The organism is Paenibacillus sp. J2TS4, assembly GCF_018403245.1.
In the GTDB taxonomy this organism is placed as follows: domain Bacteria; phylum Bacillota; class Bacilli; order Paenibacillales; family NBRC-103111; genus Paenibacillus_L.
Genome location: NZ_BOSH01000002.1, coordinates 328,829 through 353,537 on the forward strand (window position 1 = coordinate 328,829; position 24,709 = coordinate 353,537).

A 24,709-nucleotide genomic window follows, 5' to 3' on the forward strand; every position below is an offset into this window, starting at 1 on the left:
GAATACGGACAGATCAAACCAAGGATGAATGACAGTCCATCCCGAACGTATGAATAAGTGTTCATTATGATTAATCTTGTAAAAATGGATATTTTCCTTATGATTCCACACGAGGTATAGATTTATGACGAGCCTAAAGCGGAGCTGTATAGCGTGAGGAGGGAAGGGTTGGATTTCAAGCCAGATGAACGGTGTTGATCTCCAATAAATTCAGCTGCCGGGACAGCTTATTATGATTTTCCTCATAAGCCTCTCTAGGTTCAGGGCTGCTTACAGCTAGCCGGTCCAAATAAAACAACAGCTTGCAAAAGGATTGCTTGAGCACATTCTGCGGCTCCAGAGCTTTGACTTGCTCATAACCTTCGTAAAAAGAAGGCAGGTAGCCAGGGAAGGAGGGGTCTAACCGATCATCGCTTTGCAGATCAAAAGCTGGATCTCCTGTGTGCGCCTGCTCGAACCCGATGATTCCAGTGAGCTCTCCGTTATGCTGCCACAATTGGTTCAAATGAAATTGACCATGCAGGAGAGAGGCCTTCTCCACTCGTTCGAATAAGGGGCGGAGCTTATCCAGTACCATTTTAATACGCGCTATGGTCGTTTTCTCTATCCTATCGGCATTGATGGCTTTCCGTGCATATTTTCTAAATTTATTCTGGATATAACGGTATCCGTTAGTAAATCCTTCATCACCGGGCGCAGCGGATAACGTCTTGAACGTATCAAAAGAATAAGTATGTATAGTGGCCAAGTAACGGCCTGCTTCCCTCGCAAGGTGTTCCCGGTCGGGAGCCTCCAAATCGGGCCAGCTTCTTGATAACGGTCCGCCCTTCAGTCGAGTTGTGATGAGGAAGCTGAAGGGGACAACCCGGCCGCTTTCGTCGAGAACAATGGTCTCGGGAACGGGAACGGATGCTCCTCTCAATATTCGATAAGCTTCTTTCTCACTATGCAGATCGACGGATTCATCCTGCAGGCTTGAAAAATGAATGACATATCGGTCATTCACAATATATCGTCGATAATCCGGGAGGAGGGATACGATCGATTGGACAGGAGCCAGGTTATATTCATGCCATATTCGTCGGATCGGTTCTTCCGCATTCATCATCACCGTAACAGCCCCCTTTGGTTTGCGCACCAAAGATAAACGCCTGCGGCGTCCTTGATTTCTGATCAAGAAAGCATGCGTTTACCATCGAAATTTACCGATAACGATTTTTATAAATTCTGGCGTTTAATTTAAATAAAAAACAAGCTTAGAAAAATCTTGTTTAATCTTACCATAAAGAAACAATGGGAGCAGTGTCAACTAAAAAAATAATGTCCCGAGGAGTAAAACGCGCCTTGGGATTATTTTTCCTGTTCTCCCCGGGAATAATCTATAAGGAAAAAGAAAAAGTTGAATTCATAGAAATGGATAGGTAGAATGGGCAGAGACGAGTATTCCTTGATACATATAGGGAACTTTATGCAAATATGAATTGTCATAAAGAGTAGAAGAGTGATGAAAAGCTAGAAAGAAAATCAAGAAGGTGGGATTAAGTTAGCCCAGCTTCGGATAGGAGGATCCAATCATGTTAAAAACTCGTTATTCTGCCGCTACTGCTATACTCCTTGCCGGATCTCTCGCTCTGCTATCCGCCTGTGGGGACCAATCTCCCGGACAGGCCGCCGAGACTCCGGGGGCGACTGCCCCGCCGATTGTGGAGAGTTCCCCCAGCGTTAGTCCCTCCCCTTCAATGAAGCCTGAAAAGCCTGAAGAGAATAAACCCGAGCCTACTCCTTCAGCAGAAGTTAATCAGGGAGGACAAGCGGGCTCCGATCCTGCAGACGATGCCGTTCAGGTAGCGGCGACCCCGGAAGCGATGAGCGTGCTTGTCAATAAGCAATTTAAGCTGCCGGACGGTTACAAGCCGGATGATCTGGTCGAGCCGGATGTTCATTTTATTTTTAGCGAGAAGCTTGAGAAGAGACTGATGCGCAAGGAAGCTGCGGAAGCTTTGGAGCTATTGTTCGAGGGAGCAAAGAAGGATGGCTATTTTCTAGGCGGGGTTTCCGGGTACCGGTCTCATGAATATCAAACCTCCTTGTTTAACCGATATGTGAAGCAGCAGGGCGAGGAAGAAGCGCGGAAGGTGAGCGCCGTTCCCGGACACAGCGAGCATCAGACGGGACTGGCGATGGATGTGTCGGACAGCAGCGGGAAATGCGCGGCTGAGGATTGTTTCGCCGATATGAAGGAAAGCCAATGGCTGGCTGGGCATGCTCACGAGTACGGCTTTATCATCCGTTACCCGAAGGGGAAAGAAGAGATCACCGGATATAGCTATGAGCCTTGGCATATTCGCTATGTGGGAACAGACATCGCCAAAGAAATATACGAACAAGGTATAACTTTGGAGGAGTACTATAATACGATACCGGTCTCGGCACAAAAATAAGCGGATTTCGTCGGGGCTGGTGAAATGAATAGCGTCTTAACATAATGCAGATAAGAGAAAAAAGGGAGGAGAATGGCTGGTTCATTCCCTCCCTTTTTTCTTTACACTCCATAACGGATGGTATAATAGCACTGCTCTATTAACGTTAAAAGCTATATGTGGATGGATTTTTTCTCCTCCAGAAGAGCTTTCACAAATTGCGGAAGCTGGAAGCAGCCGGTTAAAGCATCCTTGTTGGTATAGACCGTTTGTTTGTCGAAAGCCGCGATTCGGCTGAAATCGACTGGACGCTTGGAACCGAGAGTAAAGCTCCACATCCCTCCAGGGTACGTCGGAACGACGGCCCAGTACAGGTGAGATTGGAGGAACAGACTGTCGATGCGGCTGTAGGTTTCCGACATAATTTCCGGCTGGAAGATCGGAGACTGGCTTTGACAGACCATGATGCCGTCTTCTTTAAGCGCACGGTGGAGACTCTGATAAAAGCTTAGCTCGAACAACTGCTTGGCCGGTCCGACCGGGTCCGAGGAGTCCACAATGATGACATCGTATTCCCCTTGAACCTTCTTCGCATAATCGACTCCATCCGCGTAGATGAAGTTGACCCGCGGATCGGACAAATTGCCCGATACTTCAGGCAAATGAGCTTTGCTCGCAACGACGACGCTTTCGTCAATCTCCACCATATCAATTTGTTCTACCTTTCGGTATTTGCAGGCTTCCCGAGCAGCTCCGCAATCCCCTCCGCCAATAATCAACACCTTGCGCGGATCAGGATGTAACGTGAGAGGAGCGTGAACGATCATTTCGTTATAAATGTGACCGTCCATAGAAGTTGTCTGCACGGCCCCGTCAAGGACTAGCATTCTTCCGAAATCGTAAGAATCCAGGATCATTACATGCTGAAAACGAGACTTTTGTTCAAATACCACTTCTTTAATCCGGTAATTGATTTTAAGATTGTCCCTTTCGTTTTCGGTCAGCCAGAGTCCACCCTTATCCCGATGAAGATACATGGATAACCGTTCCATTTTCAACCCCCAATAAATTGATAGTAAGTTAGCAGGATCACGAGCCCGACCCAGCCACTGCCTTCATTGTACCAGAATCGGCTGGGGAAAGCTTGTCTTAGGCTTTTCAATTTGCCTTTAGAACAAAGGTGTGGTTCCTTTGCGAGTCCCGGAGTCGGCTAAATACGAGGCGATAACCGAGCATAATTCGGTTATTCCATGGCGCAGCTGCTCTTCGCTAACCTGAGAGAAGCTGATCCGCAAATGGTTCCATTCCAGATCGTTCGGATAGCAGGCCGACCCCGGCAGGAAGGTCAAATGGCGCGCTTCAGCTTCATCCAGCAGCTCGTTCGTATTCGCCTGCGGAGGGAGGGTCAGCCACAGGTTGAAGCCTCCTCTAGGGATGACCCACCGCACTCCTTTAGGCGCATGCCGCTTCAGCAGTTCAAGGGCCAGGTCGCGTCTTTGCTTGAGGGCGGTTCGCAGCTGCTGAAGCAAGCGTGTAATTTGGTTGGCCTCAAATATCGGCAGGATGACCTTCTGATTGAGCAAAGGGTTCCCGAGATCCGCGTTCGTCTTTGCCGTAATCAGTCGGTTAAGAATGGCGACAGAAGCTATTAAAAATCCGATCCGGCAGCCGGGCGACAGCATTTTGCTCAAGCCCTTCAAGTAGATGACATGCCCGTGGCGATCCATCGATTTGATATGCGGAGGCGGGACCGCGTCATAATAGATTTCACTCCACGGATCATCCTCCAGCACCAGACAATTCAAGTCTTCAGCCAGCTCCAGCAGCTGCTTGCGGCGCCGCAAGCTCATAACTTTGCCCGTGGGGCTTTGAAAGGAAGGCACCGTATAAATCAGCTTGGGGACGGCCTGATCGGCCAAGGCGGTCAGCCGATCGATCCGCATTCCTTCTTCATCCATCGGCACAGACAGAATCGTAGCTCCCCGGCTGCGAAAGACGTCGATAGCCGCCGCATAGGTCGGCTCCTCGGTAACGACAATGTCTCCCGGACCGATGAAGCTTCTGGCGACCAGGTCAATCCCTTGCTGGGAACCGTTTGTAACTAATATTTCTTGGGGCGATACGGAAATTCGTTCGTTGGTCAAGTAGGTTGCGAAGGCTTGTCTAAGCTCCAAATCTCCCTGGATTTCGCCGTATTGGGCGAGAACTTCCGGATAATAGCGAGCCAGATGTCTGAGACTTTCCGCCAGCTCTTGAGTAGGCAGCAAATCGGCTGCTACCGCCGACAAGGAAAAATTAATGGCTGCGGGCTTCTGGCTGTAGTGCATTGATTGAGAGCGGTGCAGGTAGTCGGGAAACGGCAAGGGGTGATTGTCGTCGTCTGGCTTGTCTTCCTTCGGTCTTTCTTCATAGACAAAGGTACCTTTACCCTGTATCCGGGTGATGAGCTTATTGGCTTCCAGCAGATCAAGAGCGTGCGACACCGTTACCGGGCTGACCTTCAGCATCCGGGTCAGCTGCCGGACCGAGGGCAGGCGGGACCCTTTAGGAAAATAACCGGACAGGATACGGTCGGCCAGCGCCTGATGAATTTGCTGCGCCAATGGAACCTGCGAGCTGCGATTCAGTTCGATTTTCATAAGATTTCTCTCCAGTTCTACTGTATTACTGTTCTACTCTTTCTCCAAACCGATCTTATAAGTAAAGTGTTACACTATGATATTGACTGTTACATACCATCCTACCTAAAATAACACCAAGAAACAATCTATGTAAAAAAAAGGAGCTGTCGAGAATGGCACAGACCGGGACAGATGTAGTCAAAAGAGGAATGGCAGAGATGCAAAAAGGCGGAGTCATTATGGATGTAATGAATGCGGAGCAAGCGAAGATTGCTGAGGCATCCGGAGCCTGCGCAGTTATGGCGCTTGAAAGAGTTCCTTCGGACATCCGAGCTGCCGGCGGAGTAGCGAGAATGGCCGATCCGACGATTTTGGAAGAGGTTATGAAAGTGGTTACCATACCGGTTATGGCGAAATGTAGAATCGGACACTACGTCGAAGCCAAAGTGCTGGAAGCGTTGGGCGCGGATTATATTGATGAGAGTGAAGTTCTCACGCCTGCGGATGATTTGTTCCATATTAATAAAAAAGAATTTACCGTTCCTTTCGTTTGCGGGGCCAAGGATATCGGCGAAGCGCTAAGAAGAATCGGCGAAGGGGCTTCGATGATGCGTACCAAAGGAGAGCCCGGCACAGGGAATATCGTTGAGGCTGTACGTCATATGCGGGTGATTAATTCGCAAATCAGAAAAATTCAGAACACTTCCAAAGATGAACTGATGGCAGAAGCCAAAAATTTGGGGGCTCCTTATGATCTTGTTTTATATGTCCATGAAAATGGAAAGCTGCCGGTCGTCAATTTTGCGGCCGGGGGAGTCGCTACTCCTTCCGATGCTGCACTGATGATGCATTTGGGAGCGGATGGGGTGTTTGTCGGCTCGGGTATTTTCAAATCCGAAAATCCCGAGAAGTTTGCCAAAGCTATTGTGGAAGCAACGACCCATTATCAGGATTTTGAGCTGATCGCCAATGTGTCCAAAAATCTTGGCGTGCCTATGAAAGGGATTGAAATAAGTAAACTGGACAGTTCTCAACGCATGCAGGACAGAGGCTGGTAAATTTCTGGGGTGAGTATATGAACATAGGGGTTCTAGGTCTGCAAGGAGCGGTATCCGAGCACCTTCTGATGCTGAGGTCGATCAACGTGGAAGGCAAGGTAGTCAAGCATGTGGAGGATTTGAGAGGGATCGATGGCCTGATTATCCCCGGGGGCGAGAGCACGACGATTGGCCGATTAATGAAGCAATACGGATTTATTGAACAGATCCGACAGTTTTCCAACGAGAAAAAACCTGTTTTTGGGACTTGTGCCGGCATGATTTCGCTAGCCTCCCAAATCAGGGATCAGCAGGAAAGCTATTTGGAGCTTATGGACATTACCGTAGCCAGAAATGCATTTGGCCGACAAAAGGACAGCTTTGAAGTATCCCTGCCGATTGATCACATTGGCGACGATATTCAAGCAGTATTCATAAGAGCGCCGCTTATCGAGAAAGTGGGTCCGAACGTCGAAGTGCTGGCATCTTTCGATGACTCGATTGTTATGGCCCGGCAAGAGCATCTGCTGGCCACTTCGTTTCATCCCGAGTTGACCAACGACTCTAGAGTGCATCAATATTTTGTTAATATGGTCTCCAAGTACGTGTTTGGGGACGATAGCAGTCTATGAGGCTGAGGTCGACAGCAAGGCTATAGTAACAAGCGAAAGAACCGGTTCAACAGGAGAGCCGGTTCTTTCGCTTGTTGGCGTAAATGGGGACAAATCTGCAGTTGCAGACATGGTATGGCCTTAAGTCTGTCCTTATGTTCTGTTATTCTTCATGGAAGCCCGATGGAGACTATGACGATGTTCTAAACGAAATAGATGATTTGATGATACAGAATATGATACTTTTTATCATGGGACGTCAAGGCGAGATGGTCAATGAAGGCGCCGTCCAGCTTTCCCTCCACTTTGCCTCCTGTAGTCATCACCGTTATTTTTTTGCCTTTGTGTTCCATGAGATGCTCCATAAACTTTGGTTTGACGATGGTCACTTCTTGAGGAACTCTCGTTTGGGCAGCTGCATGATCCGGGGAGGAACGGTTAATGTATGACGTGTTCCATGAATGACCGAAACCGGGGGTCGGGGACGCTGTTGTCCGCGCCGGCCATACGGGAACATTGCCGTAATACGAATTCATGCCGGTTACAACACTCCTCTGCAAACATTTATAAGACAGTTATACTATATGACAGATGCCCGTAAGGGGTTCCATCCAAACAATAATCGGTTTCTCGCAGGAGGTAATACTTAAAGGATGGGAGAACCGACAGTCCTTCGGAAAGAGGGCGTGTTGCCGCGTCCAGCTTTACCACAGAGAGTCCCGAACGGTATAATGGACAAGTAAGATATAATTCCCTAAAGCTGGATACAGCGATCCCCATCGAGGAGGGAAGGACATCCAACGCGTGATGGAGTCTACTTGACGAACATGCAAAGGAAAAGTTTTAGAAGTGTTTTACCAAATTAATCAAGATTCGAATAAAGGAGATTACATGGGATGACTAACAATACCTTATTTTCCAGACCCGAGCTGGCCGACTGCGTACCTGATTTGGTAGCGACCGCTCGAGGAGACAAGAAAGCAACGCTTGTTATTACGAATGCTCGTCTGATCAGTGTCACCTCAGGGGAAATTATAGAGGGAATGTCGATAGGCGTTCAAGGGGCGAGGATCGCCTTTGTCGGCAAGGACGCCAGTCATCTGATCGGGAAGCATACCCGGGTAATCGATGCTGCAGGACGTTACGTTTCTCCAGGATTTCTGGATGGTCACTGCCATATCGAAAGCAGTCAGATTACGGCGACCCAATTCGCCCGGGCAGTGCTTGTCAAAGGGACGACAGGAGGCTTCTTCGACGCGCATGAAATATCCAACGTTCTCGGGCTGCCCGGACTCAAGCTGATGCTGGAGGAAGCAAGGACGACACCGTTGGCCGCCTATCTGCAGGTAGCGTCCTGCGTTCCATCCACGGGACCGGAGCTCGAAACCTGCGGCGCGACGATAGGTCCGGCGGAAGTTGCCGAGGCGTTCACCTGGGGGCCGGATATGATCGCGCTTGGCGAAGTGATGAATTTTCCGGGAGTCGTATTCGGCGACGAGAAGATGATCGGAGAAATTCAGGCGGCGCTCAGGGCGGGAAGAGTAGCGGATGGCCATTATACCTGGCCGGTGAACGATTGGAGATTGTCGGCGTATGCGGCCAGCGGGATCAGCGGGGATCACGAGCCGGTCAGCGCGGAAGACGTTATCCAGCGGGTACGTCTGGGAATGTACGCGAAGATGCGAAGAGGATCGGCTTGGCACGATGTGGCCGCGACGATCAAGGCGCATACCGAGCATGGGATCGACTCCCGCCGCATGATTCTCGTCACCGACGACCGCAGTCCGGAATCGCTGGTCGATGAGGGCCATATCGACTTTGTAGTTCGCCATGCGATCCAGCAGGGAGTAAGGCCGGTAACGGCCATCCAGATGGTGACCATCAATACCGCTGAACGCTTTGGTGTCGCCCGTGATGTGGGGTCGATCTCTCCAGGGAATTTTGCCGATATCGTAATGATGGACGGCAACTTGGCGGACATCAACGTAGTGATGACGATTGCTGCCGGACAAGTAGTAGCGGAAAATGGACAAATGACGGTCGAATTGCCCGAATTCGTCTATCCCGAAGAAGCAATCCGTTCGGTCAAGCTGAGCCGCGAGCTGAAGGCGGCCGACTTTGTTATCCAAGCTCCGATCGCTTCAGGCGAAGTGAAAGCCAGGAGTATGGAAGTCCGCGAGAATCATGTGGATACGAAAGAGATTATCGTATCGGTTCCGGTGTCGGACGGACAAGTGAAGATCGATGCCAGCCGCGACTTATGCAAAATTGCTGTTATCGAACGGCATGGCATTAACGGGAACAAGGCGCTTGGCCTGGTGTCGAATGTGGGCTTTAATGTGCCTGCCGCTATTGCCACGACCGTTGCTCACGACTGCCACAATCTGATGGTCATTGGGAACTCGGACGAGCTGATGGCCCAGGCGGCGAATGCAGTAGCCAACGTCCAGGGCGGCATCGCCGTAGTGACCGAAGAAGGCGAGACCGTTCTTCCGCTGCCGGTAGCCGGCCTGATGTCGAACGCCCCGTTCGAGGAAGTAGCCGAGCAATCGCGTGCGATCGGTGAAGCATTGAAGCGGGCAGGCTGTACTATGAACTATGCGTTTATGACATTGTCCCTGCTGGCGCTGGTTGTCGTTCCGGAATTGCGATTGACCGATATCGGACTGGTCAAGACGACGGAGGCAGGCTTCGAGCTGGTGCCACTTTTTGTTGAATAATTCTGCCGGCGCTGACGGATTGCCTTATTGAACTCTCATTAAACTGAAAGCGGAGGAGCGTATTTGATGGAAAGGCTGTTTTTTATCGAACTGGGAATGGGAGCCGATCTGCACGGCCAGAATGTAACTAAAGCCGCCGTTCGTGCCGTTAAGAACGCGATACATCACAACTCGATGCCGGGTCTTCGCTCGGTGCTGCCTGATCACGATCTGAATCGGATGAAGGTCAGGGTGAAGCTGGCTGTCCCTTGTGATGTGGAGCAGCTTGATGTGGAGCAGGTGAAGGCTGTCATTCCTTACGGAGAGGTGACCGTAGAGGTCATGGACGGCGGCATGATCACAACGAGCGGTATCGTGCTGCCGGATAAAGATGATAGAAACGATCTTATCTACGTCGTTAACGCTTCGGTGGAAGTGGGATACTGATAGTATTGAATTGGGGCAAGCCATCCGATCCATTGAATCGGATGGCTTTTTGGCATCCACAATTCTGTATTCCATTTCTTCTGAGCAACATTTCCCGGGCAACCGCAAAATGTGAGAAATGTTTACAGACGGCGAGGAAAACTTTTGATCGTTTTCGACAGAATCCGGAATAAAGTGTCAAGCAGAAGGGGGGAGGCGTCCTTTAATTAAAATGATTTTGCAGGAAATGAAGAAATTTCAGTCTATACCTGACAAAATGACAAACGCTGCAGACATTCTTTCATTCCGAACGCCAGCCATACGCCCTATAATTAAAGGAAATAGCCAAGGGAGCTGAGACGGTGAAAAAGCCTAATATTTTGTTAATTACAAGTGATCAGCAGCATTGGAATACGATCGGGGCATTTAATAAAGAAGTCAAGACCCCTAACCTGGACCGGCTTGTTAAGGAAGGCACAACGTTTACGAGAGCTTATTGTCCCAATCCAACCTGCACACCGACCAGAGCCTCCATCATTACAGGCCAATATCCGAGCCAGCATGGAGCTTGGACGCTGGGAACCAAGCTTCCGGAAGAGCGGCATACCGTTGGGGAGGACTTGATGGCAGCAGGTTACCGTACCGCTTTAATCGGCAAAGCGCATTTTCAACAGCTGCAGGGGACAGAGGAGTACCCTTCTATTGAGTCATACCCGTATCTGAAGGATCTGGAATTTTGGAAGAGCTTTGATGATGTGTTTTACGGATTTGAGCATATTGAGCTCGCGCGAAACCATACGAACGAATTTTTGGTCGGTCAGCATTACGCTCTATGGATGGAAGATAAGGGCTGTGACAACTGGAGGGATTATTTCTCCCCGCCGGTTGGAAGGATGGACGAATCGATCCGCCATTCCTGGCCAATTCCAGAACGATATCATTACAACACTTGGATTGCGGAGCGGACGAACGCGATGCTGGAACAGTATCATCAGAACGAGGACAGCTTTTTCTTATGGGCAAGCTTTCCAGACCCGCATCCGCCGTATTTGGTGCCTGAGCCGTGGGATCGAATGTATGATCCGGACAGTCTGACCATTCCGACTGTGACTCCGGGGGAACATGTTCATAATCCGCCTCACTTTCAGATGACACAGGAGGATAGTCCGGATTTCTCGGCTTGGCAGGAGACCGGTCACCCGATTCACGGTTATCATTCCCATGTGATCCATTCGGAAGAGGAACGCAAGCAGTTGGTCGCCACTTATTATGGCATGATCAGCTTTATGGATAAATATATCGGCCGAATCCTGGACAAATTGGATGAGCTGGGTTTGACGGACAATACGATCGTAGTCTTTACAACGGATCATGGGCATTTCTTCGGCCAACACGGGCTGCAATTCAAGGGTGGCTTCCATTATGAAGATTTAATTAAAGTGCCCTTTATCGTTCGTTATCCCGGCCAAGTGAAAGCGGGGTGGCAGTCCCCGGCTATGCAGTCTTTGGTGGATTTGGCTCCCACCTTCCTGAGCTTTGCCAAGGCAGACATTCCGCGGACAATGACCGGGATCGATCAGCGCGAAGTGTGGACAGGCAAGGCCCAACACGCTAGAGATCATGTCATCTGTGAATTTCGGCACGAACCGACAACGATTCATCAGAAAACCTTTGTCGATGAAAGGTATAAAATTACGGTCTATTTCAATCAGACCTACGGCGAAATATTCGATCTTCAGGAGGACCCCGGTGAAATTCATAATCTATGGGACGACCCCGACGCCCGTGATTTGAAAACCCGGCTGTTATTGAAATACATCTGGGCCGAGCTCGGAAAAGAGCCCCTGCCAATGCCCCGGGTAGGCGGAGCGTAATTCTCCTGACCCGGCTAACGCGCGCCTATCCCGGCGCGCGTTGTGGCGCTGGCAGAAACCAGTCATGCCAACAACGGGAGTCTTGGGGACCTGGAATCATCAGATTTGTCGATTTATAAGAGAAGTTTCAGAGGCCGTTCGCTATAGTACTAGGAATATCGACTTAAATATTTAAAAACGATCATTCTTTTATCTTATTTTTGCCTTAAAATCTAGCAAAATACTTGTCAGAATCAGCTAATCAATGACATAATAGGGAAATCCCAATCTTTTACTCTATTCTTTATTTCTATCTTTAAATTTATTTTTTATAGGGAGGCCCAGATGAGAAATGTTCTTCGGTCGAAGTCCAATGGCCGTCTGACGTTATGGTGCTGTGCGTTTATTTTATGTTGGATTGTCTGGTCGGCTATACATATGCAGCAAGTCCATGCGGAAGCCGGAGCGGAAGCTTATACGGCTACCGTACACGCAACTTCTTTAAATGTCCGGGAAGAGCCTGCTATTAGCGCAACTATTATTGGAAGCCTCAAGCAAGGAGCAGAAATACAGGTGCTGAGCGAGCAATTCGGATGGGCGGAAATTAACTTCAATTCCGAACAGGGCTGGATCGCAGCACACTATTTGAATAAAGACCCTGCAGTTAAGACGGCTTTGGTCGAGGAGGAGGCAGGAAAGGAAGAACAGACCACGGCTTCACCTTCTTCAGAACCCGAGTCTCTTGTGCAGGCAACGCTTGGCAAAGTGACCGGCAAGGTGACTGCAGATGCACTGCGGATGCGGGCAGAGCCGGATCTCCAGGCGGAAATCATTGACCTGCTGCCGCAATCTTCGGCGCTTGAAATTTCCGGCCAGTCGGGCGAGTGGTTGGAGGTGACCACGGCTGACGGTCAGTCCGGGTGGGTATCCGGGGAATTTGTAGCTCTTGTTGAAGCCGGACAGAGTGAACCGGCGCCGGTTGCAACAAAGCCTCAAGATCCGCCGACGCCGACACCGACCAAGCCGCGTTTTGACGCCGCCGGTTTAAAGAACAAACGGATCGTCCTTGATCCGGGGCATGGGGGATCACAGCCCGGGACAATTGGGGTCAAGCTTGGAACATTAGAGAAGGATTTGAATTTATCTACTACGAAGCATGTTGCCGAAGCTTTGAAGGCGGCGGGGGCGGAAGTCATTCTGACGAGGGATACCGATAAGTTCCTTGATCTCTCTGATAGAGTAGAAATTAGCCAAGCGAATAAGGCGGATGTGTTCATAAGCCTCCACTATAATTCGGGCAAGGCAAATTCAAGAGGCATCATCAGCTTCTACTACTCCGAACAAAGGGATAAGCCGCTTGCCGCGGATCTTCAGAAGGCGTTAATCGCTGTCACGGGCATGGCAGACGGGGGCGATCGCTTTGGCAATTATCATGTGTTGAGAAACAATACCACTCCATCCGTTCTGTTGGAGCTGGGCTTCCTGTCGAATCCGAAGGAGGAAGAAGCGGTCAATACAGTCGATTACCAGCGCAAAGTAGCTGAAGCGGTCGTGCAAGGATTGCAGCAATATTTTGAGCCTGACAAGAAAGAATAACCTTCCTCTGCATTCCCGAACTTATGCAGCGAGGAATTTCATCACAATAAAAACAAGGACTTTATCCTCATCTGAGAAGCTTCTGGCGACCAAGCCAGCTTGCCAGCGAGGGTAGAGTCCTTTTTACGTTGCCAAACTATTGATCGGAAGAGGCTTCCAGCATCAGGATTTCTTTTTTTAATTGGCTTACTCGCCCTTGGCTAATGCCTAGCAATTCGGCCAACTGCTTCTGCGTAGCCTCCGGATTCCCTTGCAAAGCTTGACTTAATCGGAGCAGTGACTCTGATTTCTTGCTACGCTTCTTAGGAGAGAGGGTGGCGGCAGGCTCCTTCAGCTCGTAAACAGGATCATTTTCTGCCTGAACTTCCCCGCTAAAGGGATGGAGAGGGAGGGATTCAGGCACATCCTTCAATTCCGATATGCAGGATTGACAAACAAATTGCTGCTTATAATACGTTATGCTGTTTAATTCGCGGCAAAAAACGCACTCGGTAGATTTGTATTTTCTCATTACGATGGTGTTGTCGCTAGTAATAAAAAATTCCAGGGGGTCGCCAATATCGATGTTTCTGGTCATTCTGATTTCTGTTGGGATGACGATTCGACCGAGACTATCTAAAACGCGGATCATACCAGTGTCTCTCATAATTATTCCTCACCCATTAATTATTTTCCTTAGTATAACAGAAACTTCAATATTTTTACTATAGGATAAAATAAAATTGACATTAAACGGATTGAAATCCAAATTTATGTCAATAAGTTAACGGATATAGAAGCTTCCCGTTGCGAGCAAGAGCATAGCCTCCGTCATAGGATAGGCCCAATGGAACTTGGTCAAATCATTCGCCCGATGGCTGATCCAACGAGTCCCCTCGGTTATAAATATAAAAATAGATTTACGGTATTTGAAGCCTGTCCAGGCAGCAATTCCAAGCGAAGCAGTCAACAGAACCAGTTTTGCCATGGGCGTGGAGGCCAGCCGATGAAGAGCGTCCCAATTGGGGCCTAAGAGATGTCCCAGCGTTAGGAAGGTAAGCACCCAAAATATAGCTCCACTGTAAGCATACATGGCAAACGTACGGAAAGGAAGCTTGAGTATACCCGAAAAATATCCCGTAAAATGGCGAACTCCCGGGATAAAATAGGCGATGAATAAAATTTTATTTCCGTATTTATGAAACCAGCCTCCCGCCCGTTTCAATTTGGCGGGGGGAAGAAAAATGTATTTGCCATATTTATCGAAAAATACAGTTCCGAAGCAGCGGCCAATCCAATAAGTGATAGTAATGCCAATCATTGTACCAGCGGCGGAAATCAATACAGCGACAGACCAGTAGATCCGGCCGCTATAGCTGAGAAAGCCCGCATAGGTCATTACCGTTTCACCGGGAAAGGGTAGAGCCACGTATTCCAGAAGCAGGCCGAAGAATAGCAGCCAATAGCCATATTGCTCAAACCATTGCACAATTGTATCGATAGCGGTTCACCTCTTCATTACACCAAATCCAAAAGGCAGGCCTCCACCGCCTATTATTACAGCATCAGGGCACGCTTAACGGTTGCCCCCACCTGTAGAGACAGCAGCGATGTCATGCTCTTATATTAGTTACCAATCTATTATATCCCGAATAGAGCCGTTAAGCCTTTATTTAATCTTAAATTTTCCTTACTTTAAGCTTGTAATACGAACCAAATGGGTAAGCGTGCCATATCACGAATATAAAAACGTATAAACCACAGCTGCGAGATCAGAAGGTCAGGCCTACTTCTGGAGGAGTCCGTAAAATAATTAATAGAGTGAATCCGTAGTGGAATAGCGACTACGCCGCTCATCTCTATGAAGTTATGATATAATTTAATAGTCTGCTATACGGTCGGCAATTAAAAATAGTAGTCCATGAAGTAAAGAAAGAAAACTGAGTGGATGCTTGCTTCATTGCCGCATCAATAGTTCAATAAAATACGAAATTCGGAGAGATGAACGTGAATAATTCTTCAGTTATGCTTGTCGATGGAATGGCCTTATTATTCCGAGCTTATTATGCTACCGCTTATAGCGGCTATATTAGAAGAACGAGCGAAGGGCTGCCGGTCAATGCGATTTATGGATTCGTCCGATATTTCGCCGATGCGGTGCGAACGTTCGGTCCCTCCCATGTTGTCTGTTGTTGGGATATGGGGAGCCGGACGTTCCGCAGTGAGCAGTATGTAGATTATAAAGCCAATCGTCCGGAGGCGCCGGAAGATCTGGTGCCTCAATTCAGTATGATCAAGGAAGTCGTCGAATGCTTCGGCGTTCCCAATCTCGGGATAGAGGGCTATGAAGCGGATGATTGCATCGGCACGTTGGCCCATACATATAGCCAAGACATGGATGTGTATATTCTGACCGGGGATCACGATATGCTTCAGCTTATTACCGAAAAAACTAAAGTGATCATTATGAAGAAAGGCCACTCCAATTACCGGGTTTACGATCTGGCGGCTTTGTATGAGGAGAAGCAATTAACTCCGCGGCAAATTATCGATCTGAAGGGGCTGATTGGCGACCCCAGCGACAATTATCCGGGAGTCAAAGGTATTGGCGAAAAGACAGCGTTAAAGCTTCTAACCGAATACGAATCCATTGAAGGCATATTGGATAATCTGGCCGGGCTGCCCAAAGGGGTGCGCACCAAAATCGAACTGGATCAGGAAATGCTGCATCTCTCCCGGCAGCTCGCGACCATTAAGTGCGATGTTCCGCTGCAATGTTCGCTGGAGAGCAGTATTTGGAGACCGGACCTCAGTCGCATTCGGGCTAAATTTGAAGAACTGGAGATGGAGACGCTGGTCAAACAAATTAGCTGACCTTTTCCAACTGCTCCTTTGTTTTCGAAGGTTTACGTTGTATAATGAAAATGATTCTTCATACGGGTGTGAACAGGAGTTGTAGTCAATGTTTGAAGCCAAAACGTTGTTTCAAAACAGGGGGTTTCGCAGGTTCGTCATTTTGGCGACCATGGTTATTGTTTTGTACAGTATCCGAAGTATTTTGGATTTAATCCTAATAACGTTTATTTTTATTTTTCTCATGAATCGGCTTCAACATTTTGTGGTTACCAGATTGGAGAAAATCGTCAAGGTCAACCGAAAGCTAGTCATTCTGCTGCTATACACAGCCATTGTATTCGGCTTGGGCGCAGGCCTGTATAAATTTTTCCCCGTGATCGTTGTTGAAATCTCGCAATTGATTCGACAAATTACCGATTTCTATACGAGACCACAAGATAATGAAATCGTGAATTATATTGTTAACACCATTAAGGAAATTGAATTGACGGGTTATATGGAGAAAGGGTTTGACTTTCTGTACAAATCGATCAGCAATATTGGCAAATGGGGTTTACAAATCTTTCTGGCCTTGATCCTTAGTCTGTTCTTCCTGTTGGATAAACAGCGAATTCAACAATTTACATCCAAACTAAGGGAAAGCAAGATCTCTGCCTTTTATCAGGAATTGGAATATTTCGGGCAAAAATTTGTCGGATCCTTCGGCAAAGTTATCGAAGTCCAGTTCATGATCGCTCTGGTCAATTGCGTATTATCGGTGATCGTCTTGTCATTTATGGGCTTTCCCCATTTATTTGCCCTCGGCCTGCTGATCTTTGTTCTCGGGCTGATTCCGGTCGCTGGAGTCATTATTTCATTAATCCCTCTATGTACTATTGCCTTTACTATTGGAGGGATTCCCAAAGTCATCTATATTCTGATTATGATCGCCATCATTCATGCGGTGGAAGCCTATTTCTTGAACCCGAAGTTCATGTCCTCCAAAACCAATTTGCCGGTGTTCTACACCTTCGTCGTTCTAATCTTCTGTGAGCATTTCTTCGGCGTGTGGGGGCTGATTATAGGGATTCCGATGTTTATTTTTATTCTCGATGTGATCGAGGTGAAGGATTATAGTCACTAATTGTGTCGGGAGCTGCAGCCGGACAATCCCAATCGGTACACTTACACGTTAATTAAGGCCGTTCTTCCTATAACGGGGGAACGGTTCTTTTATTGATAGGCTTGTTTCCTTTCATTACATGTGCAAATGAGCTAGCACCTCACCACTCGATAGAGGAATATGATATGATATTAAACAATATGCGGCCGTCTGTTATGAGGATGGAGGAAGGAGGGACAGGATTGCACGGTCAAATTCGACTCATTCTATTTGACTTGGACGATACTTTGCTGCATTTTGACGATTATTGGGAGGCGAGTTCGAAGGAAGCCTTCCGCCATCACCCTTTAACCTGTGAAGAGGACCCTGATCAACTCTTTGCCTGCTTTCGTCAAAAATCGGAAGTGTACGAGCGGCAATATTACCATCAACAGATTAGCATTCAGCAATTCCGGGAAAAACGGTTTATCGAGACTTTGGCTGAATTTGGGAAGCAGGCTGACGAGCTCTCCGCCAAAGCTTTTGAAAAAATATATCAACAGCAGAGCAAAGCTTTTATGAAAGCGGATGAAAGATTAATTGAATTGTTGAGCACGTTGCAAGCCCGATACCTGCTGGGGATCGTCACCAACGGGACCGCCAGCTGGCAGCAAGATAAGCTTCAGGCATTAGGAGTTAATAGATTTTTTCCCGCCGAATCCGTTTTTATATCCGAGCAAGTCGGATGTGAGAAGCCGTCTCCCGAAATTTATTACAGACCATTGCGGCATTTTCGCGTAGAGCCGAATGAAGCCTTATTCGTAGGCGACTCCTGGAAGAATGATGTGGAGGGGCCGATGAGGATCGGAATGAAATCGATCTGGTTCAACAAGAAAGGAAGAACGCAACCGGCAAGTCCGGTCCCTGTAGGAACGATCAAACAGATTTCAGAGCTGAAAGCGTTTGTATGACCTGCGGTACGGATTTGTCCATCAGCAGTCGGCAAGCGAGTGGGAGAGGAGAGCGGTAAGGTCTGTTTCACCACTCGCTCCCCACTGGCTATAGGGAGTGTCCCCGTCTATAGGAGACACCCGAATGATTTCCCTGAACGGCATTTCCTGCTGCAGGTGCACGTGTGCATTGCGGAGGATCATTATTTTATGCTAAGCTGTTATTTGTGATCACTATCTGGAAGGATGTTGAAAAAGCAATGAGGATTTCCGCAACAAGAAAACAGCGCTATCTGCTTTGCGGCTTTGCTTTTTTACTGTGCTTCCTTTTAGTGATACCGGTCGCTCTGCACGACAACTTGCCCTCGGCTCCTCAAACGCCGATTTTAAACATGAAGTCTGCGTCCTACTCTAAGTCGGCTTACCATCCGTGGGCCGCCATTAAGACCATTCTTATTCTTCAATTGTCCGTTCTGTCTACGTTACTCCCCGTTTTGGTGAGCTTTCTTAATTCAAGCGAACAGTTTCGCAATCGCGCTTCCATTCCTATTTTATTTAAGAGCTTGATTTTATCCCCGATTAAATTCACTTCAATAACCTTTAACAAAGCGATGACACAGCACCTGTGAACGGAGACTGCAGGATTCCGTCCGCTTGGTGTCCGGACCTCTAATCTAGTAAAGTAAACCCTGCTTAAGCTATCCGGAAGAACAGAGCTTATTAAAGTCTTTATAGGTGAGGGAAGGGGTTGAACCCGTTCTTAAGCAAGCTTTCTCCAACTATGGATAGCAATCCCGCATGATATATGAACCCGCCATATTTTAGGAGGCCTCGGCAATATGTTTCAAACAGTCATCGATTTTTTAATGGATTTTGGTAGCCTGGGGCTATTTATTCATTCCTTTATGGATGCCGTTATTTTTCCGATTCCCGCTTTTTTTCTGCAAGTGCCGCTAAGCATCATTCATCCTTCCTCAGCCCTAAGTTTGGCAAGCGTAGGTTATCTTGGGAGTCTCCTCGGAACTCCGCTAGGATATTTAATAGGGAAAGGATTGGGCAAATCCGTATTATATAAATTTCTTAAGAAGGATTGGATTGAAAAAGCCTCCACCATGTTCAACCGCAATGGGGAGGCCGCGATTCTCGTCGGAGCTTTTACACCTATTCCTTTCAAAGTGTTCACCATCCTGGCCGGCTGCCTGAATTTCTCTGTCTGGAAGCTAATCCTTTATGCCGCATTAGGGCGCGCCGCGAAATTCTACGTCGTTGGAGCACTTTTCTATATGTATGGCCGGGCAGCAGAGAGCATGATCGACAGCTTGAAATATATTTTTCTCGGGATAGGTGTAGTGCTGGGAATCGGATTTATCGTTGTAAAAATAATAAAGAATAAAAAAGATCTTAAGCGCAAATCGGAGCAGCAGCTGGAACAATCGGAATAAAACGCCACAGCGGTATTACTGAGTTAAGGAACGAAATCTTATGAATATCCGGTTTAACTTCTCTAGCTCCATATATCGGAGCTAGATCATAAACAGCCCAGCCGGGCTGTTTTTTCAATAGTATAGAATTTATAAGTTCCGGGGCTCCCCGCAAAGTATTCGGAATACGCTTCGAAGGCAAACGTCACTTTGTGGGGTATTTTACGGGGCTCCCCGCAAAGTACTGTATAAACCTTTATCGAAGCAAATTCATGAAGAACGACCGCGATTAGAGGAAGGTTTAGACGCCGACTCCGTTGGAGTGCGGACGGAATACGCTTCGAAGGCTATGCGTCACTCCATGGGAATTGACAAAAGCAGATAGAGGAACCATGATAGAAAATATTAAAAATTTCAAGGGGGATGTGACTCCATGATCCGTAAAATGACGGTAACGAAGTCCGCTTTCCGCAAGCATTTGATCTTGTTCTTCGTTATGATACTGCTTCCAACTCTATTGCTCCTGACTCTTCAAATATACAATAAGTATCAGGATGCCGTTCGACAAAATGAAAGCATTTCCGAAGACTTCCTGAATCAATCCTCTCGCAATCTACAGCAGTTGCTCGATCAATTAGGACAAATGTCCTTGCAAATTTCTCTAACGCCGAATGTGCTGGAGATGCTGACTCGCCCCTTTGACCTGCAGGCTTATCAATATGCGGAAATTAAGGGCCAGCTGCGCAGCTGGATGAATTCCAATGCATTGTTCGAATCTATTTATCTGGATATTTTGCAGAATGGAAAAGTGTTGACGGTCAATGAGGGCTTGTATGACAAAGAGGACTTTTATGATCAAGATTTTTTACGCCAGGTGACTGGCTCCGATTCTGGATATCCACGCCCTTGGGTCGGTTTGCGTGAACGTCCGGGCGATCCGGACAAGGAGGTCCTGTCTTTCGTCAAGCCCGTCCCGACTACTCAAAAAACGGCCTTAGGCTATCTGGTGTTCAACATACACAAGGATGTGTTCATGAGCACTCTGCTTAATTTGAATTCGCAGCTGCCGGGACCTTTGATTGTGGCCGACCCGGGAGATCGTCTGGTCTCCGCAACAATCGAGGGACTGGATTTACATAAACAGTTTCAGAAAATCATGCCGGGAATCGTCTATACAGAAGTGGTTCCGCTCGCCGGAACGAAGTATCTGCTGAGCGGCTCCAAAAGCACAACGAATGGCTGGACCTTGCTGCATTTGAACCCTGTCGGTTCCTACACCCCGGTTATAATGGGCGCCATTCGCCAGGCTGCACTCATTATGCTCGGCGTTGTTGCGGTCGGCGTCGGATTGTCTTACTTGTTCGCTTCGATTCTGTACGATCCTTGGCGGCGTCTGGCCGCCAAGCTTCAGGGGCATGTACTGGGGACTCCCGGAGAGAGTCAGGACGCCTATGCGGTCGTCAACCGGGCGATTCATAATCTGATAGCCACTATCCGCCATAATGAGCCGATCGTTCGCAATCATGTCGTCCACGAATGGCTTCACAACCATCAGCCCGACGACCATGACGCCTCCCGGCGCTTCGCCGAGGCCGGCATTCATTTCGTCTCTCCTTATCATGCCGTACTCGTTGTCGCGGACGAGAGTGGGCGCGATCGGGAGAGCTCGGCCGGACATACGCTGTACTTGTTCAGCTTGGCAGAAGGCGAGCTGAATGCCCGATTTATGGCGGCAGGAACTATTCTCGAGCGAGGCAAGTTCGCCTTCATCCTGAATTTCGACCGGGGCCTATTCGACGGAGAGCTCATGGCGGAGCTGGAGGACGGCTGCCGGACAATCCAACGTTTGGCCCGCAGCCGATTGGAAGCGGAGCTGTACTTCTTCGTCAGCGGAATCCGGCCGTTAGAGCTGCTTGCTGAAGCTTACGAGCAAGTGAAACGGGCCATGGCCTATAAAGCTTTCCTGCCGCAATCGGCCGTTTGCTTTGCCGAGGAGACGAATGAATCCGGACATTTTCAATACCCGGCGGCTTATCAGAAGAAAATATTGAACACGATTCTGACCGGAGACCGCGACCGGGTGGAACATTATATGACCGAGCTGTTCGATAGGTATTTGCTGAGCAGCGGCTCTCCCTATCCCAAGCTGCTGCAAATGATCGTCATGCTCATGAGCCATGTTCTCGGCTCTCTGGTGCAGGAAGGATATGATATCGAGCCGCTGATGGATCAAGTGGACCTGCTTCAGCTGCAGCAATGTCAGAACCAGTTGGAATTACAGGGCATGCTCCTGCGGCAAATCGGGCAGATTATCGATTATTTGGAGACGGTGAGGGAGCAAGCGGAGGACAGCAGCCCCTGGGTTCGGCAGGCGATAGAGTATATGGAGTCTCATTATGCAAGCAATATCTCGATTGCGGATATCGCCTCGCACATCGGAATCAGTCCTTCACATCTGAGCCGCGTCTTCAAAGCGGAGGTGGGCAAGTCGCCGCTCGAATATTTGACGGAGCGGAGATTGAGCATGAGTAAAGTCCTGTTGAGAGACAAGTCGAAATCGCTGCAGCAAATCAGCCAGCTGATCGGCTATAACGACGCACATACATTTATCCGTTCGTTCAAGAAAGCGGAGGGAACAACTCCAGGCGAATATCGCAAAAAAGTGATGGATCTTTCTTGATCGGCCATGAATATTTTGTGTCCTTAAGCCTAAAATGCGGGATAAAATCCATGCGAATCAAAAACTCGTAATTTCCTCCCTGGTCGGAATCCATTACGATGAAAACGCAATCATAACTCGACGGAAGGAGGAATTCGCTTGGCATTGCCCGCTGTATCCCGCGAAATCGCAAACCGACAAACTACTGCTCGAGGGAAGAAGTATTGGAGAACATTTGCACGGCACAAATATTATTATGTTCTCCTCCTGCCAGGCATCATTTACTTTCTATTAATTCACTATTGGCCCATGTCGGGATTATTCCGACCTTCTGGATGGAGCGGGACGGACAGCTCAAGAAGGGGCTGGTCTTGCCGGAGATGAAAGAGGCGCTCACCCTTCTTCAGAATTGGTATAAGGACGGCTTGATCGATCATGATTTTCCGATCATGGAGGATAAGCAGAAGAACGAGAAAATTACGAACTCTCTGGTAGGATTGTTCGAAGGGGATGTCTACTACACCGAGAAAGGCTCGAATCCAACGGCACTGGCCCTCAGCAATGTTAATCCGGGTGCCGAGGTGGTTATGCTGGAAGCCCCGCTTGGTCCCGACGGCAAATGGGGTTACCAGGAGGTCAACGCCGTCTCCGCTGCCCCCTTCCGGTCTTTATCCGCTCATGCGCAGGATCCGAAGAAGCTGTTCCAGTTCCTCGATTGGATGGCTAACGATGACGGAGGCTTTAACCTGGTGCTGTATGGGATTGAAGATAAGGATTTCACTTATGACCGGGCCAGCAATACGATCGATCAAATTACACCATATGCCGATCTTTACAAACGGGGCTATTCCAATCCGATCCGAATGATCTATATTACGGACCGGCGTTACGCCAAGCCGCCAGTGCGCGAAGCGATCGAAATTGTCAATCAGCATCTGATCGTCAACGAATTGTGGAATACGCTGCCGGCGGAGAACGATTACCCGGATCTCGAAACCAAGCTGTGGAAGGAGTATTTCGTTAAAATCGTGACGGGAGTCTGGCCGGTCGACAAATACGACGTATTTATTCAAAAATACTATCAGCAAGGCGGTGCAGAAATCGAGAAGCAAGCAAACGAGCTGTGGAAGGAACTCAAAAACTAAAATGAATGAGGAAGAGGAGATGTTCGGATGCTCTTTATGAAGAGGCGCACGCGGACCCTTTCCGGTCTGCTTGTTCTGGGGAGTCTGCTGTTATTGCTTGCTTTCAACGGCGGGACAGAGGTTGCTGCGAACAACATCTTATCTCGGGCAGAGTTTCAGGTCGTTCCCGGCGTTCAACATGAAACGGGTACGGTTCAGATGTCCATGAATTTCCATATGATCGCGCCTTCGGAAAAAAGCAAAGACAAAGAGAAGGAAACCGTTCTGGAGTCGGACAAAGAAACACGTATTGTCAATGTGTTTCATAGGCTAAAGGCTCGGGCCGGCCATCCCCATCTTAAATTGGAGTTAGTTCCGGCCACAGAACATGTAACCGGTAAGGATACGGTGACAAACATTGCCGCCAAGCACGATAGGGAGGGGCACAGAGTCGTAGCTGCAGTCAATGCCGATTTTTTCGATGTCCCGACCGGAGTTCCGTTAGGCTTGCACATCATGGACGGGGAAATCCTAACCACGCCCACCGGTATGTCCAGCACCTATTTAGCCGTTATGACAGACGGGACCTACCGGATGGGCGGAAGTGTGCAGGTGGAGTCCTGGCTGCGGACGGAGAGCGGCGGCAGTCTCGAGCTCGATGGGTTTAACAAAATACGGAAGGACAAAATGACGGACCATGCTTTGATCCTGACGGATCGTTTCGGACCGAGTACACTGTCAGAGGGGAGCGGGGGAGTCGAGGTGATTCTGACTCCCGACGCTCCGAGCGAAAAGTGGCAGCCGGGCAAAGAAATGTCCGGCACCGTTGAAGCCATTCTGACCGGATTCAACCATCCTATTCCACAGGGGAAATATGTGCTTTCGGCGAGCGGGGCGAAAGCGGATTGGATTCGGCAAAATTTGCAGACCGGCGAAGCGGTTTCAGTTAAAATAGAGATAGATAGCGGTCTCGATGAGGCAGAGTACGTCCTGGCCGGATTCAACCACAGATTTGCCAATGTGTTGGTTCACGAAGGCAAGGTAGCTGAGTCCGTTCTGAATATTGAGGACAAAAACTATTTCGAACACCATCCGAGAACGGTGCTGGCCTTGAAAGACAACGAACTGTATGCCTTCGTCTTCGATGGCCGCCAGCCAGGATTCTCCGATGGAATCTCCACCCGGGAGCAAGCTGCCTTGCTTCAGGCCATGGGGATGGACGAAGCGATTAATGTGGATGGAGGGGGATCATCGACCTATGCGGTACGCATGCCGGGAGATACGGGACTTACTGTATTGAACCGTCCTTCCGACGGAAAGGAACGGCCCGTAGGCAATGCTCTGCTCTTAGTTTCCACCAAGCCATAGGTGGCAAT

The 24,709-nt window shown here is 48.7% G+C and carries 20 protein-coding genes; 14 read left to right on the top strand and 6 right to left on the bottom strand.

Annotated elements, in window-relative coordinates; genetic code table 11:
• Positions 1-175: 175 nt before the first annotated feature.
• Positions 176-1,108, bottom strand: a complete 933-nt coding sequence (locus tag KJS69_RS05730; RefSeq protein ID WP_249730407.1) for a phosphotransferase family protein — start codon at positions 1,106-1,108, stop codon at positions 176-178.
• A gap of 466 nt (positions 1,109-1,574) precedes the next feature.
• On the opposite strand from KJS69_RS05730, the gene KJS69_RS05735 reads away from it, so the two are divergent.
• Positions 1,575-2,441, top strand: coding sequence for a M15 family metallopeptidase (locus tag KJS69_RS05735; protein ID WP_213582468.1), 867 nt, complete (start codon positions 1,575-1,577; stop codon positions 2,439-2,441).
• Between the two features lie 152 nt (positions 2,442-2,593).
• On the opposite strand, the gene speE is transcribed toward KJS69_RS05735, so the two are convergent.
• Together speE and pdxR are read right to left on the bottom strand one after the other, a co-directional pair.
• Positions 2,594-3,472, bottom strand: coding sequence for a polyamine aminopropyltransferase (gene speE / locus KJS69_RS05740; RefSeq protein ID WP_213582471.1), 879 nt, complete (start codon positions 3,470-3,472; stop codon positions 2,594-2,596).
• A 117-nt stretch (positions 3,473-3,589) separates the two neighbouring features.
• Positions 3,590-5,059 (bottom strand): MocR-like pyridoxine biosynthesis transcription factor PdxR, encoded by a 1,470-nt coding sequence (pdxR, locus tag KJS69_RS05745; protein WP_213582473.1) that lies wholly within the window; start codon positions 5,057-5,059, stop codon positions 3,590-3,592.
• A 155-nt stretch (positions 5,060-5,214) separates the two neighbouring features.
• Between pdxR and pdxS the strand changes: the two genes are divergently transcribed.
• Both pdxS and pdxT read left to right on the top strand, forming a co-directional pair.
• Positions 5,215-6,099 carry a pyridoxal 5'-phosphate synthase lyase subunit PdxS gene (pdxS, locus tag KJS69_RS05750; RefSeq protein ID WP_213582475.1) on the top strand — a complete coding sequence of 295 codons (885 nt, stop codon included), beginning with the start codon at positions 5,215-5,217 and terminating at the stop codon, positions 6,097-6,099.
• 17 nt (positions 6,100-6,116) lie between these two features.
• On the top strand, positions 6,117-6,710 hold the full coding sequence (gene pdxT / locus KJS69_RS05755; protein WP_213582478.1) for a pyridoxal 5'-phosphate synthase glutaminase subunit PdxT: 594 nt from the start codon (positions 6,117-6,119) through the stop codon (positions 6,708-6,710).
• Between the two features lie 182 nt (positions 6,711-6,892).
• Here pdxT and KJS69_RS05760 read toward each other — a convergent pair whose 3' ends face one another.
• Positions 6,893-7,225, bottom strand: a complete 333-nt coding sequence (locus KJS69_RS05760; RefSeq protein ID WP_213582480.1) for a DUF2642 domain-containing protein — start codon at positions 7,223-7,225, stop codon at positions 6,893-6,895.
• A 360-nt stretch (positions 7,226-7,585) separates the two neighbouring features.
• Here KJS69_RS05760 and ade point away from each other — a divergent pair, with 360 nt between their 5' ends.
• From ade to KJS69_RS05780, 4 genes are all read left to right on the top strand, one after another.
• Complete coding sequence (gene ade, locus KJS69_RS05765) at positions 7,586-9,409, top strand: adenine deaminase (protein ID WP_213582482.1); 1,824 nt, start codon at positions 7,586-7,588, stop codon at positions 9,407-9,409.
• Positions 9,410-9,475: 66 nt separating this feature from the next.
• A complete protein-coding gene (locus tag KJS69_RS05770) occupies positions 9,476-9,835 on the top strand; it encodes a Lin0512 family protein (protein WP_213582484.1) in 360 nt (119 codons plus the stop codon).
• Positions 9,836-10,176: 341 nt separating this feature from the next.
• A complete protein-coding gene (locus KJS69_RS05775) occupies positions 10,177-11,688 on the top strand; it encodes a sulfatase family protein (protein WP_213582486.1) in 1,512 nt (503 codons plus the stop codon).
• 324 nt (positions 11,689-12,012) lie between these two features.
• The gene (locus tag KJS69_RS05780; protein ID WP_213582488.1) at positions 12,013-13,263 is read left to right on the top strand and encodes an N-acetylmuramoyl-L-alanine amidase family protein; all 1,251 of its coding nucleotides are present in this window, start codon (positions 12,013-12,015) and stop codon (positions 13,261-13,263) included.
• Between the two features lie 136 nt (positions 13,264-13,399).
• Here KJS69_RS05780 and KJS69_RS05785 read toward each other — a convergent pair whose 3' ends face one another.
• Both KJS69_RS05785 and KJS69_RS05790 read right to left on the bottom strand, forming a co-directional pair.
• Positions 13,400-13,909 (bottom strand): AbrB/MazE/SpoVT family DNA-binding domain-containing protein, encoded by a 510-nt coding sequence (locus tag KJS69_RS05785; protein ID WP_213582490.1) that lies wholly within the window; start codon positions 13,907-13,909, stop codon positions 13,400-13,402.
• A gap of 117 nt (positions 13,910-14,026) precedes the next feature.
• Positions 14,027-14,731 (bottom strand): DedA family protein, encoded by a 705-nt coding sequence (locus KJS69_RS05790; protein ID WP_249730385.1) that lies wholly within the window; start codon positions 14,729-14,731, stop codon positions 14,027-14,029.
• 512 nt (positions 14,732-15,243) lie between these two features.
• On the opposite strand from KJS69_RS05790, the gene KJS69_RS05795 reads away from it, so the two are divergent.
• The 7 genes from KJS69_RS05795 (at position 15,244) to KJS69_RS05825 (ending at position 24,701) form a co-directional block, all read left to right on the top strand.
• Positions 15,244-16,116, top strand: coding sequence for a 5'-3' exonuclease (locus tag KJS69_RS05795; protein ID WP_213582492.1), 873 nt, complete (start codon positions 15,244-15,246; stop codon positions 16,114-16,116).
• Positions 16,117-16,204: 88 nt separating this feature from the next.
• Complete coding sequence (locus tag KJS69_RS05800) at positions 16,205-17,221, top strand: AI-2E family transporter (RefSeq protein WP_213582494.1); 1,017 nt, start codon at positions 16,205-16,207, stop codon at positions 17,219-17,221.
• Between the two features lie 164 nt (positions 17,222-17,385).
• On the top strand, positions 17,386-18,150 hold the full coding sequence (locus KJS69_RS05805) for an HAD family hydrolase (RefSeq protein WP_213582496.1): 765 nt from the start codon (positions 17,386-17,388) through the stop codon (positions 18,148-18,150).
• An 818-nt stretch (positions 18,151-18,968) separates the two neighbouring features.
• Positions 18,969-19,571: a YqaA family protein gene (locus tag KJS69_RS05810; RefSeq protein ID WP_213582498.1), complete on the top strand. Its 603-nt coding sequence runs from the start codon at positions 18,969-18,971 to the stop codon at positions 19,569-19,571.
• A gap of 412 nt (positions 19,572-19,983) precedes the next feature.
• Positions 19,984-22,230, top strand: a complete 2,247-nt coding sequence (locus KJS69_RS05815) for an AraC family transcriptional regulator (protein WP_213582500.1) — start codon at positions 19,984-19,986, stop codon at positions 22,228-22,230.
• A 203-nt stretch (positions 22,231-22,433) separates the two neighbouring features.
• Entirely contained in the window at positions 22,434-23,354 is a 921-nt protein-coding gene (locus tag KJS69_RS05820) for a type 2 periplasmic-binding domain-containing protein (protein ID WP_213582502.1), read from the top strand.
• Positions 23,355-23,381: 27 nt separating this feature from the next.
• A complete protein-coding gene (locus tag KJS69_RS05825) occupies positions 23,382-24,701 on the top strand; it encodes a phosphodiester glycosidase family protein (protein WP_213582504.1) in 1,320 nt (439 codons plus the stop codon).
• Positions 24,702-24,709 lie beyond the last annotated feature (8 nt).